General features: G+C 30.3%; 11 protein-coding genes. All 11 read left to right on the top strand.

The genetic code is table 11. The features are described from left to right. The first annotated feature begins 12 nt into the window (after window positions 1-12). The 11 genes from ribF to MOO46_RS02425 all read left to right on the top strand — a co-directional run bounded on the left by ribF (window position 13) and on the right by MOO46_RS02425 (window position 16529). Window positions 13-957, top strand: coding sequence for a riboflavin biosynthesis protein RibF (gene ribF / locus MOO46_RS02475; protein WP_249511442.1), 945 nt, complete (start codon window positions 13-15; stop codon window positions 955-957). Between the two features lie 102 nt (window positions 958-1059). Beyond that, a complete protein-coding gene (hrcA, locus tag MOO46_RS02470; protein WP_249511441.1) occupies window positions 1060-2103 on the top strand; it encodes a heat-inducible transcriptional repressor HrcA in 1044 nt (347 codons plus the stop codon). Between the two features lie 14 nt (window positions 2104-2117). After that, window positions 2118-2687 (top strand): nucleotide exchange factor GrpE, encoded by a 570-nt coding sequence (gene grpE, locus MOO46_RS02465; protein ID WP_249511440.1) that lies wholly within the window; start codon window positions 2118-2120, stop codon window positions 2685-2687. Window positions 2688-2712: 25 nt separating this feature from the next. Next, window positions 2713-4584, top strand: coding sequence for a molecular chaperone DnaK (gene dnaK, locus MOO46_RS02460; protein WP_249511439.1), 1872 nt, complete (start codon window positions 2713-2715; stop codon window positions 4582-4584). Between the two features lie 94 nt (window positions 4585-4678). Then, window positions 4679-5833, top strand: coding sequence for a molecular chaperone DnaJ (dnaJ, locus tag MOO46_RS02455; RefSeq protein ID WP_249511438.1), 1155 nt, complete (start codon window positions 4679-4681; stop codon window positions 5831-5833). A gap of 113 nt (window positions 5834-5946) precedes the next feature. Further along, window positions 5947-7785 carry a translation elongation factor 4 gene (gene lepA / locus MOO46_RS02450; protein ID WP_249511437.1) on the top strand — a complete coding sequence of 613 codons (1839 nt, stop codon included), beginning with the start codon at window positions 5947-5949 and terminating at the stop codon, window positions 7783-7785. A 146-nt stretch (window positions 7786-7931) separates the two neighbouring features. After that, window positions 7932-9188: a solute carrier family 23 protein gene (locus MOO46_RS02445; protein WP_249511436.1), complete on the top strand. Its 1257-nt coding sequence runs from the start codon at window positions 7932-7934 to the stop codon at window positions 9186-9188. Window positions 9189-9326: 138 nt separating this feature from the next. Further along, window positions 9327-14360, top strand: a complete 5034-nt coding sequence (locus MOO46_RS02440) for a bifunctional glycosyltransferase/CDP-glycerol:glycerophosphate glycerophosphotransferase (RefSeq protein WP_249511435.1) — start codon at window positions 9327-9329, stop codon at window positions 14358-14360. A gap of 354 nt (window positions 14361-14714) precedes the next feature. Next, window positions 14715-15467 carry a fructose permease gene (locus MOO46_RS02435; protein WP_249511434.1) on the top strand — a complete coding sequence of 251 codons (753 nt, stop codon included), beginning with the start codon at window positions 14715-14717 and terminating at the stop codon, window positions 15465-15467. A gap of 159 nt (window positions 15468-15626) precedes the next feature. After that, the gene (locus MOO46_RS02430; protein WP_249511433.1) at window positions 15627-15956 is read left to right on the top strand and encodes a hypothetical protein; all 330 of its coding nucleotides are present in this window, start codon (window positions 15627-15629) and stop codon (window positions 15954-15956) included. Between the two features lie 33 nt (window positions 15957-15989). After that, entirely contained in the window at window positions 15990-16529 is a 540-nt protein-coding gene (locus tag MOO46_RS02425) for a DNA-3-methyladenine glycosylase (RefSeq protein WP_249511432.1), read from the top strand. Window positions 16530-16556 lie beyond the last annotated feature (27 nt).

Below are 16556 nucleotides of genomic sequence, written 5' to 3'. Positions count from 1 at the left end.
GGATATTTTCTAATGGAAGTTATTAAAATCCATCATCCAATTAATGAAAATTTAGAATTTAAAAATAAGTGTGTATTAGCAATGGGGTTCTTTGATGGTGTTCATTTAGGTCATCAGAAGGTTATTAATAAAGCTAAAAATATAGCTGACAAGAAAGGTTTAGATTTGGCAATATTGACCTATAATCATAAACCAGCAGTTGTCTATAAACAGTTAGATAGTCATGAAAGTAGATACTTGACTTTGTATAATCAAAAAATGAGTCTATTTAAAAATCTTGGTGTTAATAAAGTATTTTTAGTAAGTTATACTTTTGATTTTCAAAATCAATCACCAGAGGAATTTGTTAATAATTATTTAATTACTTTTAACGTAGATACTGTTGTTGCTGGTGTGGATCATACTTATGGTGATAAAAAGGCTAATATGGATATATTACCTGAGTATGCTAATGGAAAATTTAATGTTGAATCAGTTGATTTAGATAATTTGAATGAGAATAAAATCAGCTCTACCGCTATTAGGCATAATTTAGATCAAGGTGATATTAAAACTGTTAATGAATTATTAGGTAGACCGTTTAGAACTAATGGAATGGTTGTTCATGGCTTAGCTAGAGGTCGAGAATTAGGCTATCCAACTGCTAATATTCAACATGACGAAGTACAATGGTTGCCCAATATTGGGATATATGTTGTTAAAGTATTCATTGGTGGTAAAAAATACCGAGGGATGGCTTCGATTGGCAGAAATGTTACCTTTGGAAATAAAAATCCAATTACTGTAGAAATTAATATTTTAGATTTTGATCATAATATTTATGGTGAAGATTTATCGATTGATTGGTTATACAGAATTCGTGGCGAAGTTAAATTCAATGGCATTAATAGTTTAATAAATCAGCTTAAAGATGATGAGAAATTTACCAGAAACTTTTTTGATAAAAATAACGAGTAGTTTTCTTGACTTATATAAAACCTTTTGTTAAATTAGATATTGTAGTTAGCACTTAGCAATATCGACTGCTAAGACTGCTAATTATAAAGGAGTGATTGATATATGCTCAGTGAAAGACAAAAAACCGTTTTAGAAGTAATTGTTAGTGATTATACCAAATCGGGTGTACCTGTCGGATCAAAAGCATTATCTAATCAACTACCCGTACATGTCAGTTCAGCTACCGTGAGAAATGATATGGCTTATCTTGAGAAAATGGGATTGATTGCTAAAACACATTCATCATCAGGAAGAGTGCCATCAATTGAGGGCTATCGTTATTATGTTGATAATCTTTTGAACCCTAATCCAATTGATTTTACTGATAGTAAAATCATTGAAAATGCATTAGGTGGTCACTTTGGAAAGATTGACGAGATTGTTGAGCAATCTGCTAATATTTTATCAAATTTAACCAATTATACTGCTTTAGCTTTAAAGCCAGAGCAGCAGGTGAGTCGTAGATTAAGAAGTTTTCGTTTAGTGCCACTTGGCGATAGACAAGTTATGGCAATTTTAATTACTGATGATCAAGATGTTATCAATCAACTTTTTCATATATCTAATGATATCAATGGTGATCAATTAGATTCTGTTGTTAGACTGATTAATGATAAGTTAATTGGTAGAACTATATCTGAAGTATTAAAACTGTTATTAAAGGGTGATCTTACTAAAGAGGTTATTAAATATGTTAATAACCCTGAGGGATTATTACTTACTTTAAATGATATTTTAACTGAAGCTTCTAAAAATCAATTCTATATCGGCGGTGAATTGAATCTGTTAAGTTTTACTGATAATAACGATATCAGTTATTTAAAACCAATATATTCATTGCTCAATGATACTGATGATATATCTAAGTTTATTAATAACTCTGGTAAATCAATTTCAGTGAAAATAGGCCCAGAGATTAGCAATAGTTTATTAAAAAATTATAGCGTAATCACAGGGACTTATGATGTAGGTAACTATGGTAAGGGAATAGTTGCGGTTTTAGGACCCACTAGAATGCCATATTCAAGGATTATTGGTTTAGTAGAAGGTTTTAGCGATGAGTTATCAAAAAAACTTTTAAACTATTATAATAAGTATGATCAGTAAAAGGAGGTATTCACTTGGCAAATAAGGATGATAAAAAAGATTTGAAGCAATCTGAATCTGAAAAAGATGTATCTAAAAAGGAAGCTAAGGCTACTAAAAAGGATGCAAAGAAGAAGCAAAAGAATTCAGATCAAGATAAAATCAAAGAGCTTGAACAAAAAGTGGATTCAGTTTCTGATCAATATTTAAGAGCTGAAGCTGAAATGCAAAATATGCAAACTCGTTTCAAACGTGAACGTGCTGATATTTATAAATATGATGGTCAGAAATTGGCTACAAGTATTTTACCAGTAGTTGATAACTTAGAACGTGCTTTAAGTACTGAGGTTACTGATGATTCTGGAAAACAACTTAAGCAAGGTGTCGAATTAGTTCTTAACCATATGAACAAATCTTTAGCCGAAAATGGGATTAAAGAAATTGACGCATTGGGTAAGAAGTTTGATCCAACATTATGTCAAGCTGTTCAAACCGTACCTGCAGATGATGATCATCCTGCGGACACAGTTGTGGAAATTTTACAAAAAGGCTATCAACTAGCTGATCGAGTAATTCGACCAAGTATGGTTATAGTTTCACAATAATAAAAAATAAAGGGGTAAGATAATTATGGCAAGTAATAAGATTATCGGAATTGATTTAGGAACAACTAACTCAGCCGTTGCTGTTCTTGAAGGTAAAGAACCAAAAATCATTACAAATCCAGAAGGATCACGTACAACACCATCTGTAGTTGCATTTAAAGATGGCGAAACACAAATTGGTGAAGTTGCAAAGCGTCAAATGATTACTAACCCTAACACAATCTCTTCAATTAAGAGTCATATGGGTGAAGAAAATTACACAGTTGATGTTGATGGTAAGAAATATACTCCACAACAAATTTCAGCAATGATTTTACAATACATTAAGGGCTTTGCTGAAGACTATTTAGGCGATACTGTTAGCGAAGCAGTTATTACTGTTCCTGCTTACTTTAATGATGCTCAAAGACAAGCTACTAAAGATGCTGGTAAAATTGCTGGTTTAGATGTAAAACGTATTATTAACGAACCAACCGCTGCTTCATTAGCATATGGTTTAGATAAACAAGATAAAGATGAAAAAGTTCTTGTTTATGACCTTGGTGGTGGTACTTTTGATGTTTCCGTTCTTGAATTAGGTGACGGTGTATTCCAAGTGCTATCAACTAATGGTGATACTCATCTAGGTGGGGATGATTTTGATAAGAAAATCATGGACTACTTAGTTTCAGAATTCAAACAAGAAAATGGTGTTGACTTATCTAAAGATAAGATGGCATTACAACGTTTGAAGGATGCTGCTGAAAAAGCTAAGAAGGACTTATCTGGTGTTTCTGAAACTGAAATTAGTTTGCCATTTATTTCTTCAGGTGAAAATGGTCCATTACATTTGCAAACTAAGTTAAGCAGATCTAAATTCAATGAATTAACTTCTGATTTAGTTGATAAGACTAAGAAACCATTTGATGAAGCTCTTAAAGATGCTGGTCTAAGTACTTCAGATATTGATGAAGTTATTTTAAATGGTGGATCTACTCGTATTCCAGCTGTTCAAGAAGCTGTTAAGAGCTGGACTGGTAAGGAACCAAACCATTCAATTAACCCTGATGAAGCTGTTGCTTTAGGTGCTGCTGTTCAAGGTGGTGTCTTAACTGGTGACGTTAAGGATGTTGTATTATTAGATGTTACCCCATTATCATTAGGTATCGAAACTATGGGTGGAGTATTCACTAAATTAATCGACAAGAATACTACTATTCCAACTTCAAAAGCACAAGTATTCTCTACTGCTGCCGATAATCAACCAGCTGTTGATATTCATGTATTACAAGGTGAACGTCCAATGGCTGCTGACAACAAAACATTAGGTAATTTCCAATTAACTGACATTCCTGCAGCACCTCGTGGTGTTCCTCAAATCGAAGTTAAATTTGATATTGATAAGAATGGTATTGTTAATGTTTCTGCTAAGGACAAGGGTACTGGTAAGGAACAAAAGATTACTATCAAGGATTCAAATGGTCTATCAGACGATGAAATTAACAAGATGATGGATGAAGCTAAGCAAAATGAAGAAGCCGATAACAAACGTAAAGAAGAAGTTGACTTAAAGAATGAAGTTGACCAATTAATCTTCCAAACTGATAAGACTTTGAAAGAAGTTGAAGGTAAGGTTTCTGAAGACGAAATTAAGAAGGCTAAAGATGCAGAAGATGCATTGAAGAAAGCCAAAGAAGATAATAACTTAGATGATATGAAAGCTAAGAAAGATGAATTGAGTAAACAAGTTCAAGAATTAGCTACTAAGTTATATCAACAACAAGCTGCTGATCAACAAGCCCAAGGTGGTAAAGCTGATGGCAAAGAAGATTCATCAAAAGATAACGGTAAAGATGGCGACACTGTAAATGGTGATTTCCACGAAGTTCATGATGATGATGACAAAAACAACAAGTAATCAATGATTACTAAATGAGAAGTCAAAGTCTGACTCGTTGGGCTTTGGCTTTTTATTGAATATAGAATAAATATAATAACTATGGGGGATAAAAATGGCTGAAAAAGATTATTATGCTACTCTTGGTATATCTAAAGATGCTAGCCAAGACGATATAAAACATGCATATAGAAAAATGTCAAAAAAGTATCATCCCGATATTAATAAAGCTCCAGGGGCTGAAAAGAAATTTAAAGAAATTAATGAAGCCTATGAAGTTTTAAGTGATGAACAAAAGCGTCAAAACTACGATCAATTTGGATCAGCAGATGGCCCAGCCGGTGGTGGCTTTGGTGGCGGTGCTGGTGGTGCCGGAGGCTTTGGAGGCTTCGGTGGCACTGGTGGCGGCTTCGATGATATCTTTAGTCAATTCTTTGGTGGCGGTGGACAAAGATCTCGTCGAGATCCTAATGCACCTAAACCTGGTCGTGATTTACAATATCAAATGACATTAAAGTTTGAAGATGCTATTTTTGGTAAAAAGACTACCATTAGATATAATCGTGAAGCACAATGTGATACTTGTAATGGATCTGGAGCAAAGCCAGGTACTCATCCTGAAACTTGTCATAATTGTAGTGGTAGCGGTTATGTAACTTCTGTTCAAAATACACCTTTAGGCAGAATGCAAACTCAACATCCTTGTCCTGTATGTAATGGTACTGGTAAGGAAATTAAAGAAAAATGCCCTACTTGTGGTGGATCAGGTCATAAACAAGAAAGTCATGAAGTAGAAGTTAATATTCCTGCTGGTGTTGATGACGGGCAACAAATGAGATTACAAAATCAAGGTGAAGCCGGGACTAACGGTGGACCATACGGTGACTTATTTATTGTATTCCAAGTAAAGCCTAGTCCAGACTTCGAACGTCATGGATATAATTTAAACTATAAACAACCAATTTCATTTGTAAAGGCAACTTTAGGTAGTGAAATTGATGTTAAAACCGTTTATGGTGATGTTAAATTAACTATTCCAGCTGGTACTAAATCAGGTACTACCTTTAGACTACGTGATAAGGGTGTTCAAAAGTTAAATAGCAGTGGTAAAGGTGATCAATTAGTTACAGTTAACATTGCTACACCTAAAAATCTAAACCATGATCAAAAACAAGCTTTGAAAGCTTTTGCTGAAGCTAGTGGCGAAAAGGATTATAAAAACGGTGGCTTCTTTGAAAAAATGAAAGATGCTATTAGTGGTAAAAAGTAATTCAATAAGGGAGTTGATACATTGAAGTATCAACTCTTTTTTAATTTGTGCATTATGTTTCGTGTTGTTATAATTAATTATAATAATTAACCAGTTGAAAGTAGGAATTAAATATGGATATAAATAAGATGAAGGAGCACCAAAAATACATTCGTAATTTTTCAATTGTTGCGCATATCGATCATGGTAAATCAACTTTAGCTGATCGTATTTTGGAAATGACTGATACAGTTGCTAAACGTGATATGCAAAGTCAGCTCCTTGATAATATGGAATTGGAAAGAGAACGTGGAATTACAATTAAGTTGAATGCAGTTGAATTAACTTATCATTCAAAAGATGGGCACGATTATGAATTCCATTTAATTGATACTCCTGGGCATGTTGATTTTTCTTATGAAGTTTCCAGAAGTCTTGCTGCTTGTGAAGGTGCTATTTTAGTAGTTGATGCAGCTCAAGGTGTTGAAGCTCAAACACTTGCCAACGTATATTTAGCAATTGATGATGATTTAGAAATTGTCCCAGTTATTAATAAAGTTGATTTGCCTTCTGCCCAACCTGATGTCGTGAAAAAAGAAATTGAAGATATTATTGGTCTTGATGCAGATGACGCTGTGTTAGCAAGTGCTAAAAAAGGAATTGGTATTGAAGAATTAATGGAGAAAATTGTTCATGAAATTCCAGCGCCACAAGGAGATATCGATACTCCTTTGAAAGCGCTAGTTTTTGATTCTGTTTACGATGATTACCGTGGAGTGGTACTGAGTGTTCGTCTATATAATGGGGTTGTTAAACCTGGTGATAAAATTAGACTAATGAATAGTGGCAGTGAATATGAAGTCACTGAAGTAGGGGTTAACTCTCCACATCCTGTTCAAAGAGATTATTTGATGTCTGGGGATGTAGGTTATATAACAGCAAGTATTAAAGATATTAACCAAACCCGTGTTGGTGATACAATTACCAATGTAGATAATCCGGCTGAAGAAGCACTACCTGGTTATCGTGAAATGGAACCGATGGTTTATTCTGGATTATATCCAACCGATAATGCTAAATTTAGTGACTTAAGGGAAGCCCTAGAAAAATTAAAACTAAATGATGCAGCATTAGAATTTGAACCTGAATCTTCTCAAGCACTTGGTTTTGGTTTTCGTTGTGGATTTTTAGGATTATTACACATGGATGTTGTCCAAGAAAGACTGGAACGTGAATTTAATCTTGATTTAATTACTACGGCGCCATCTGTTACTTATCATGTAGAAACTACTGATAATGAGGTTAAGGATGTTGAAAACCCATCTGAAATGCCCGATTCTTCTGAAATAAGACAAGTTCAAGAACCATTTGTAAAAGCTACAGTTATGGTTCCTAATGATTATGTTGGCCCAGTTATGGAACTTTGTCAGGATCGTCGTGGTCAATTTGACACAATGGAATATATTGATGATTATCGTGTTAATGTTGTTTATTTTATTCCATTATCTGAAATTATTTTTGACTTTTTTGATAAACTAAAATCAGCAACTAGAGGCTATGCATCATTAGATTATGAACTTAGTGACTATAAACCATCCGATTTGGTTAAAATTGATATTCTTTTAAATAGTGAAAAAGTTGATGCTTTGAGTTTTATTTCTCATCGTTCATTTGCTGCTAATCGTGGAAGAGTGATTGTAAATAAACTTAAGGGGATTATTCCTAGACAAAACTTTGAAATTCCCGTTCAAGCAACTATTGGTGCTAAAGTTATTGCTAGAACTAATATTAAGGCTTATCGTAAAGATGTTACTGCTCATTTGTACGGTGGTGATCGTACTAGAAGAATGAAATTACTCGAAAAGCAAAAAGCTGGTAAAAAACGTATGAAAGCTGTCGGTAAAGTTGAAATTCCACAAGCAGCATTTATGGCAGTTCTCCAAACTGATGAAGAAGAAAAAGGAAGTAAATAATATAATAAAATAGAGTCTTTAACTTGGTCCCGTGAGACTATTAAGATATTCATTTGTTTTTTGTGTAAAGTCTACTTAATCTAATGGATAAGTAGACTTTTTTACTAAGTTAATACTCTTAATTAATCATTAAGGTGGTATTCATTTTGAATAAAAATAAAGATGTAATTTTAGATGTTGATGAAAAACCAGGATTTTGGCTATGGTTGGGATTATCAATGCAACATTTGTTTTCAATGTTTGGCAGTACAGTTATTGTTCCTTTACTAGTTGGCTTAAGTCCAAGTATTGCTTTATTTACTTCTGGGGTAGGAACTTTATTGCATATATTAATTACCAAAAAGAAAATTCCTGCATACATGGGTTCCAGTTTTGCTTTTATTGTACCAATGAAATATTTAATGCAAACAACTGGTTATCCGGGAATCGCACAGGGGGTCATTTCTGTCGGATTAATATATTTAATAGTTGCTTTAATGATTTGCTTTTTTGGCTCTAAATGGATTAATAAAGTTTTGCCAGAAGTTGTTGTTGGACCAATTGTCATTGTAATAGGTCTTTCATTAGCAGGGAGCGCTGCTAATGATGCGATGTTAAAAAATGGACAATATAATCTTAAATTTGTTTTTATTGCCATTGTTACTCTATTATTGGCTATCTTCTTTAATATTTATATAAAAGGTTTTCTTGGTTTTATGCCAATACTATTAGCAATAGTTTGTGGATATGTAATTTCTATTTTTTTAGGTGAAGTGAATTTAACTACTATTGCTAATGCCCCCTGGTTTGCAATGCCTAAATTTGAATTTCCTTTTATATCATATAATTTTCATTTTGAATGGGGAGCAATATTAGCAATTGCTCCAATCGCATTTGTAACTATTACTGAACATTTGGGCCATATTATGGTTTTAAATGAATTAACGAGACGTAATTATTTTCAAAATCCTGGTTTAAACCGAACTTTGAGTGGTGATGGAGCTGCATCAATATTTGCCGGATTGGTTGGAGGCCCCGCTGTCACTAGTTATGGTGAAAATATTGGTGTTATGGCAATCACTAAAATCCATAGTGTTTATGTACTGATTGGAGCTGCCACTTTTGCGATTTTATTTTCTTTTATCAATAAATTGAATGTAATTATTATGCAAATGCCGTTACCTGTAATTGGTGGAATAAGCTTCTTGTTATTTGGAACAATTGCATCTAGTGGAATTAAAATTCTAGTAGAAAATAAAATTGATATGAATTCCAATCGTAATTTGATGATTGTATCATCCATTCTAGTCATTGGAGTAGGTGGCTTCACTTTAAATATAGGAACTTTACCACTTAATGGATTAGCCGTTGCTACAATTATTGGTGTATTATTAAATCTTATTTTACCAAATCAAAATAATTGATTTTACTTTAAATACTAATTAAAAATAGTTTTATTAATGATATAATTATTATATGTATTTATTTTAATTATACTTAACTATCTTAATTAGTATTTTTATTTTACTATTTTATTAATAAATTAAGGAGAGGTATTAAATATGAATAAACCATATTTATCTGTAATAGTTGCTTGTTACAATGTTCAAGATTATGTTGAAGATTGTTTAGAATCTATTGCACAAACCGATTTTCCTAAAGAAAATATGGAAGTATTAATGATTGATGATGGTTCTACTGATGATACTTCATCAATTATTGATCAATATGAAGAAAAATATGACTCTTTTAAAGCATTACATAAAGAAAATGGTGGTATTAGTTCAACCAGAAATTATGGAATTAACAATGCTAAGGGAAAGTACATTGCATTTGTTGATGGTGATGATATTGTACCTGAAGATGCATATTCAAAGTTAACTTATAAGTCTAAACAAAATAATTCAGATGTTGTAGTAGGTTTCGTAAAACGTTTCGACAAAAATCGTTATAAAAATTCCTATTTACATTCTTTTGCAATCCATGATAATTCAGACAACACTAATATTTTTGATAATCATGATCTTTTGTATGATACAACGGTTTGGAATAAATTATATCGTCTAGATTTTTTATTGAACAATAATATTAAATTTATAGAAGGTATTATTTATGAAGATATTCCTTTTACTCTACAAGTCCATTTAAAATCTAAAGAAACTGACATCATAGAAGATGTTGTTTATAACTGGCGTTGGCGTGAAAGTAACGACTCTATTACGCAAAGTAGAAGTGCTTTATCCAATTTTAAAAGTCGTCTAGATGCCTTGAAAATGTGTAAAGAAATGTTAAAAAACTTTGGACAAGGTGAAAATAGCTCTTTATTCAAAGATCTTAAATATAAAGTTTTATTTTTAGATATTTTTATATTTATTGAAAACTTAGGTGATAATGAAGAAAGTTATATTTATACGGCACAAGAAATGGTTTATAAATTTCTTCGTGATTGGAATTTATGGGACTCTAAAGCGATGAAAAGCTTGCCTGTAAAGCAACAAGTAATTTATTACGCTTTGAAGAATGGTCAATTTAATATTTTGGATACTTATACGTATCGTCAATCGGTTGGTCATTTTAAAAAAGGATTTCATGGATTATCATATAAATTTTATATGCCGGAAATTTTTGAATATAGTGACGAATTTTCTAACATGATAGAATTTAGCAATGATAATGCTAAAATAAGCCAAAAAATTAGTAGTTATAATGTTGACGACAATGGTCATTTTATTGGTAAAGGTTACTTTATTTTTAGAAATATGAGATTATCAAAGAAATTTTTAGGATTGGGTAATGTAAATGAATTATTTTCTGCTAAGTTAGTTAATATTGATAATAATAAAGAAATGAAGATATCATTATTTAGGCCTAAGACTTCTTTATCGCAAAGATTATTAAATGCTCGTGGTAAATGGACTAATGCTAAATATCAATTTGAATTTGATTTAAATACGGCAACTAATAAATTAGGTTTAGGGACATGGAAAGTTTTATTAACTGATGTTATTGATAATAAATATTTAGTTAGTCGTTATGTTGCCTCTCCTAATCGTAAGACTAATCGCAAGTTTGTTTTACCATTTATTAATGAACAAAATCATGTTGGAGTAAATTATCGTTTTAATAATGTTGGAGAATTTGTTATTAATGCTGAAAGTATTTACGACAAGGATATTAAAACTCCAATTATTTCTAATGTTTTAACTTCGAATAACAATTTAGTTTTTGATATTAAGAATTGTAATACTGAAAATATAACTGCTGAATTATCATTTAGTGACGATGAGTCTATTGAAGGTAAGATTAATGAAGAAAATATTGTATTTGATACTAATGGATGGTCTAATAACTTACTTAAAAGAAAATCAGCTTTATTAATTAAGGATAAATTTACTAATAGTCAAATTGCATATTATTTCGATCGAAATAAAGAAAATCAACAAATTGATACAAGTGATGATATGAGTTACACTATTTTTTATGGAAATAAAAAATGTATTAAAGTAGTCTATGAAAATACACCATTTGAAACTAATAGTATTAATGTTGATAATAATAATTTATTAAATCTTTCAATTAATATTCCAGAAATTATAGATGCTAACGATGTTCTTATTAAGAATAGTAAAGTTGAAATGATTAGTACCGATAAAACGGTTAGAGAAGTTTTTGATACTGAATCTAATAATTTATCGTTAAAAGGCAACACTTTGTCATTAGATATTCCTTTAACTAATCAAGAAAAAAATCAATTGTATGTTTTATCTGGTAAATATTTATTCAAAATATATTTATATGTTAACGATGAAATTAGGGTATTTAGATTACTAGCAAATGATCAAAATTTTATTGATAAAAAAATGATGCCATTTAATGGTAAAGATAAAATTTATTATCAAGTACAAAATAATAATAGTAGTGACTTAATATTAAAGATTAATCAACCATTTTCTAGTTTTATTGATTCTAAAAAAGTATTTCGATCATTATCATATTCATTACTTTATCCTTTTATGCGATTTTTACCATTAAGAAAGATTATGGTATTTGACTGTTATTGGTCTAGTAAGTTTGATAGTAATGAAAAATTAATGTATGAATATGTTAAAAATGAACATCCAGAAATTAAAACTGTTTGGTTCTTTAATAATCTACAAACGCCGATTAATGGTAATGCTACTAAAGTAAAAGTTAATAGTTTTATGTATTGGTATTATTTAGCAGTTTCTAAGTATATTATTCAAAATACTAATATGCCAAATCGTTATGCAAAGAGAAAAGGCCAAGTCGAAGTTGAAACTTTACATGGAACTTTCTTGAAACATATGGGATTTGATGAACCTCATTTTAAATTTGCTACTCATGGTGTTCAAAATCGTTTTGCTAAAAGAAATCGTCGTTGGGATTATTTAGTAGTGCCATCAGATTATATGGCTACTACTGCTACTAATGCATTTGATTATGATCAAAAAGTGATTAAATCTGGTTTTCCTAGAAACGATGAACTATATACTAATAATAATAATCTTTATATTAATAGTATTAAGCAAAAATTAGGAATACCATTAGACAAGAAGGTTATTTTATATGCACCTACTTATCGTGAAAATGAAGGCTTTGATTTTCAGTTAGATTTAGATCGAATGCAAGCTAAATTATCTAGCAATTATGTTTTACTAATTAGATTACATTATTTTGTTGCTCATTCTAATAGTTTTTATAGTAATCCTGGATTTGTTTACGATGTAAGTGATTATAATAATATTAATGATTTATATTTAATTAGTGATGCAATGATCACTGATTATTCATCAGTAATGTTTGACTATGCTCATCTAAAACGTCCAATGATTTTCTATGCTTATGATAAAGATTGGTATTTAGATGATGAAAACCGTGGAGTTTACTTAGATTATGATAAAGAAATTCCTGGTCCTGTAGTGCTTAATGAGGATGATTTAATTAACCGAATTCAACATCTTGATTCGGTTGCTGATAATTATCATGATAAATTAATTGAATTTTATAATAAATTTGCTCAGTATGGTCAAAATGGAGATGCTGCTAAAAAAGTTATTGAAACAGTTTTATCTACTCGTAATAGTGATTTAGATCAAGAGCCAGAAAAACGTTTAATATCTAGAAAATTCGGTCATTTATTTAAAGTAAACTATTTACAAGCAGCTATTTTGAATCGTTTATCTAATATTTTGTCTAAAAAGAATATTATTATTTTTGAAAGTTTCTTTGGAACTCAATATTCAGACAATCCTAAAGCTATTTATGAATATATGTTAAAACATCATCCAGAATATAAGATGTACTGGAATGTTAATAAAGAATACGTTGACTATTTTAAAGAAAATAATATTCCATATATTGTTAGATTTAGTTATAGTGGGATTTTAAAACAAGCAAAAGCAAAATATTTTGTTACTAATGTTAGAAGACCATTTAGATGGAAGCCTGGTAAGGGCACTCAATTAATTCAGACTTGGCATGGAACACCATTGAAAACATTGGCTGCTGATGTGGATTTGGTTACGATGCCCGGGATGACAGCTGCAAAATATCATAAAGATGTATTTAGAGATAACCGCCGTTGGGATAAAATGATTGCCCCTAATATGTATTCAGCTAATATTATGCAAAGAGCATTCAGAATGAATTCTAATCAGATGATGTTAGATGGGTATCCCAGAAACGATGTTTTGGTGAATTCATCATGGAAAGACATTGCTGAAATTAAATCGTCATTAAATATTTCATCTGATAAAAAAGTTATTTTATATGCGCCTACTTGGCGTGATAATGAATATGTAAAAGCTAATGAATTTACTGCCAAGTTACACTTAGACTTAGATAAAATTAAAGAACATTTTGGCAATGACTTAATTATTTTAGTTAGAACTCACTATTTAATTGCTAATAATTTAGATTTATCTGATTATGATGATATTGCTATGAATGTAAGTCTTTATCCAGATATTGCAGAGTTATATTTAATTAGTGATGCTTTAATTACTGACTATTCATCAGTAATGTTTGATTATGCTGTTTTAAAACGTCCGATGATATTCTTCACTTATGATTTAGATTCCTATGCTAGTGAAATAAGAGGATTTTACTTTGATTTTGTTAAAGAGGCTCCAGGTAAAATTGTTCAAACTAACGATGGTGTAGTTAAAGAGTTAGATAATATTATTTCTGGTAACTGGAATATGAATGACAATTACAAAGATTTTGTCGATAAGTTTACACCTTGGATGGATGGTAATTCTTCTAAAAGAGCTACTGAACAATTTTTAAATAATAAAAATATGAAAGAATCTTTTGATACTGATATTAATAAATATGGATTGGCTGGAAAAATGAAAGTTAATGATGGTGCTTCATTATGGAATCTACAAAAAGATTTTACTGACTATGATGATATTAACTTCTCTCATAACTATAATGACAAAGATGATCTTGTAACTGTAAGTAAGATAATGAGCTTATCTGATCCTGATTTTAACGAAAATATTGGAATGAAATATGTTTTAATTCAATTAAACAGTCAACAATTTTGGATTAATATCAAAGATCTTTATTAATTAATTTGTAAAAGTCGTTAAAGTGATTACTTTAACGACTTTTATTTTTATTTGATACTTATTTCACGTTCTCTATAAAAAGCTTGAAAATAATTTATAAAATCGCTTACATTTTTTTAAAATACCCTTTATTTTATTAATTAAATGAGTTATAATTTATTTTGTTATGAAGTTCACAATTGAAAAATAATCATATGTATTTGTTTAAAATTAAAAATTATTGATTTCATAGTGATTATGTTTGCTTTATTTGTTTAAATTATTTTAATAAATTTATATTGATATGTGAATTATACATTTGATAGATAATTAATTCACAATATGAAAGAAATTAATAGATAGGAGTAATTTATTATGCAAGAATCCGCAAGTGCTCAAAAGTCAACAAAATCTCCAAGAACAATTTCTTGGACTAGTACAATTATGTATTTTGTTGTTTCATTAGTAATTAATGCTATGGGAAATGTTTTGACTCTAGTAACTAGTACTAAAATTCATCCTTCTTTTTTAGGATCAGCTTATTGGACAGCTGCAGAAAATAACTTAGGCTTTGCTATATTGGGAAATGGTCAATGGGTATTATTCTGGGCATTCTTTGGTTTAGGTATGTTGATTGCTGTATTTAATGCTATTTTGGTTGGCCACTGGAGTTGGTCCAGAATTATTGGAAATGCTGCTTTCTTAGGACCATTTTCATTATTGATTAACTACTTTAATGGATTAGTTTCTGGATGGTTACCTGAAGCACACAGTATTTGGATGATTATTTTATATGTATTTTTAAATTTCTTTGGAGTTGCTTTAATCGCAATCGCCATTTCGATTTATCAACGTGTAAATATTGCCTTACATCCAGCTGATGATTTGATGCAAATCCTTAGATTTAAATATTGTGGTGGGAATGCTGCTAAAGCTATGTGGTTTTCATACATTCCACCAACAATTATGGCAATTATAGCTATTATTATTACTCATCAATTTACTAATTTTGGACTGGGAACTGTATTTGCCTTCTTCTTCCAGGGAGGAATTACTGGAATTGCAGATGCTTATGTTTTCAAGAGCTTAAAGCATCAATCAATTGATGTTGGTTCCACAAAAGAATAACTTTAATGGTCTTGTTATTTGTATAAAATTTCAAGACTTTTTTAATATCAATAACTAGACAATTTAATTAACTTAATATAAAATTTAATTAAATAAGTTTATGTGCGATTCTTGTTTTACAGATAAAACATAAAATAAAATTAACAGGAGGTGTGATAGATGTTAAATAGAACTAAAAAGTTCTTAAGGGAAAATGGATATTATTATAAAAAAACATATATCAGACCACTACTGACTCCGGATAATGTTTATGTTTTTAGATTTGGTAAAAAACATTTAAATAATCGATTAATTATTAGGTACGGTCATCGATGGACTGGCCGTCAAAAAATTAATGAAATTGATCTAAGATTGCATAAGCAAAAACATCCAAGAATTTTCAAAGAAGAAAATTCATTGTTGCTTTACTTAGAAGGTCACTTGAAGCAACATGAAGATAAATTAAAACAATTAAAAATTCAAGAAACAAAAAAAGGTGCATCCAATTAGTTGGAGCACCTTTTTTGTAAATTATTAGGATAGGTGATTTATATTAATGACAATATTAAAAACAATATTAAAAACATTTTATCTATGAATTCCACTACTAGTATTGCTAAAAAATTACTTGGCCATTTAATAACTTTTAATGGTCTTAGCGGATATATTGTTGAAACAGAAGCTTATCTGGGTGTGGAAGATGAAGCCTGTCACTCATATAAGGGTCATCATTCAGATAAAAATAATTCAATGTATTTATCTGCAGGAACTATTTATGTTTATAGTATTTTTGGTCAAAACTTATTAAATATTATTACTCAAGATCCCAATGTTCCGCAAGGAGTTTTAATTAGAGCAATTCAACCTATTGAAATAAATCAATCAATGTTAGAGAATAGAAACCAACATGGATATAATATTAGTAATGGTCCTGGAAAACTAACTCAAGCTTTAGGAATTGATAAGACTATAAATGGTACTATGATCAATTGTAATCATTTGTATTTGGATTCTTATGAATTTAATATACCTAATAATATTATTTCTACGAATAGAATAGGTATAAAAAATAAGGGAATTTGAACTAATAAGAAACTAAGATTTTATGTA

This window comes from Apilactobacillus apisilvae (assembly GCF_023380225.1).
Classification (GTDB): Bacteria; Bacillota; Bacilli; order Lactobacillales; family Lactobacillaceae; genus Apilactobacillus; species Apilactobacillus apisilvae.
This window is presented reverse-complemented; position numbering and strand designations above follow the sequence as displayed.

Excerpts from the sequence above, each read along its gene's own strand:
- ribF (WP_249511442.1), top strand. The coding sequence starts at position 13 with ATGGAAGTTATTAAAATCCATCATCCAATTAATGAAAATTTAGAATTT.
- hrcA (WP_249511441.1), top strand. The coding sequence starts at position 1,060 with ATGCTCAGTGAAAGACAAAAAACCGTTTTAGAAGTAATTGTTAGTGAT.
- dnaK (WP_249511439.1), top strand. The coding sequence starts at position 2,713 with ATGGCAAGTAATAAGATTATCGGAATTGATTTAGGAACAACTAACTCA.
- dnaJ (WP_249511438.1), top strand. The coding sequence starts at position 4,679 with ATGGCTGAAAAAGATTATTATGCTACTCTTGGTATATCTAAAGATGCT.
- lepA (WP_249511437.1), top strand. The coding sequence starts at position 5,947 with ATGGATATAAATAAGATGAAGGAGCACCAAAAATACATTCGTAATTTT.
- MOO46_RS02440 (WP_249511435.1), top strand. The coding sequence starts at position 9,327 with ATGAATAAACCATATTTATCTGTAATAGTTGCTTGTTACAATGTTCAA.
- MOO46_RS02435 (WP_249511434.1), top strand. The coding sequence starts at position 14,715 with ATGCAAGAATCCGCAAGTGCTCAAAAGTCAACAAAATCTCCAAGAACA.
- MOO46_RS02430 (WP_249511433.1), top strand. The coding sequence starts at position 15,627 with ATGTTAAATAGAACTAAAAAGTTCTTAAGGGAAAATGGATATTATTAT.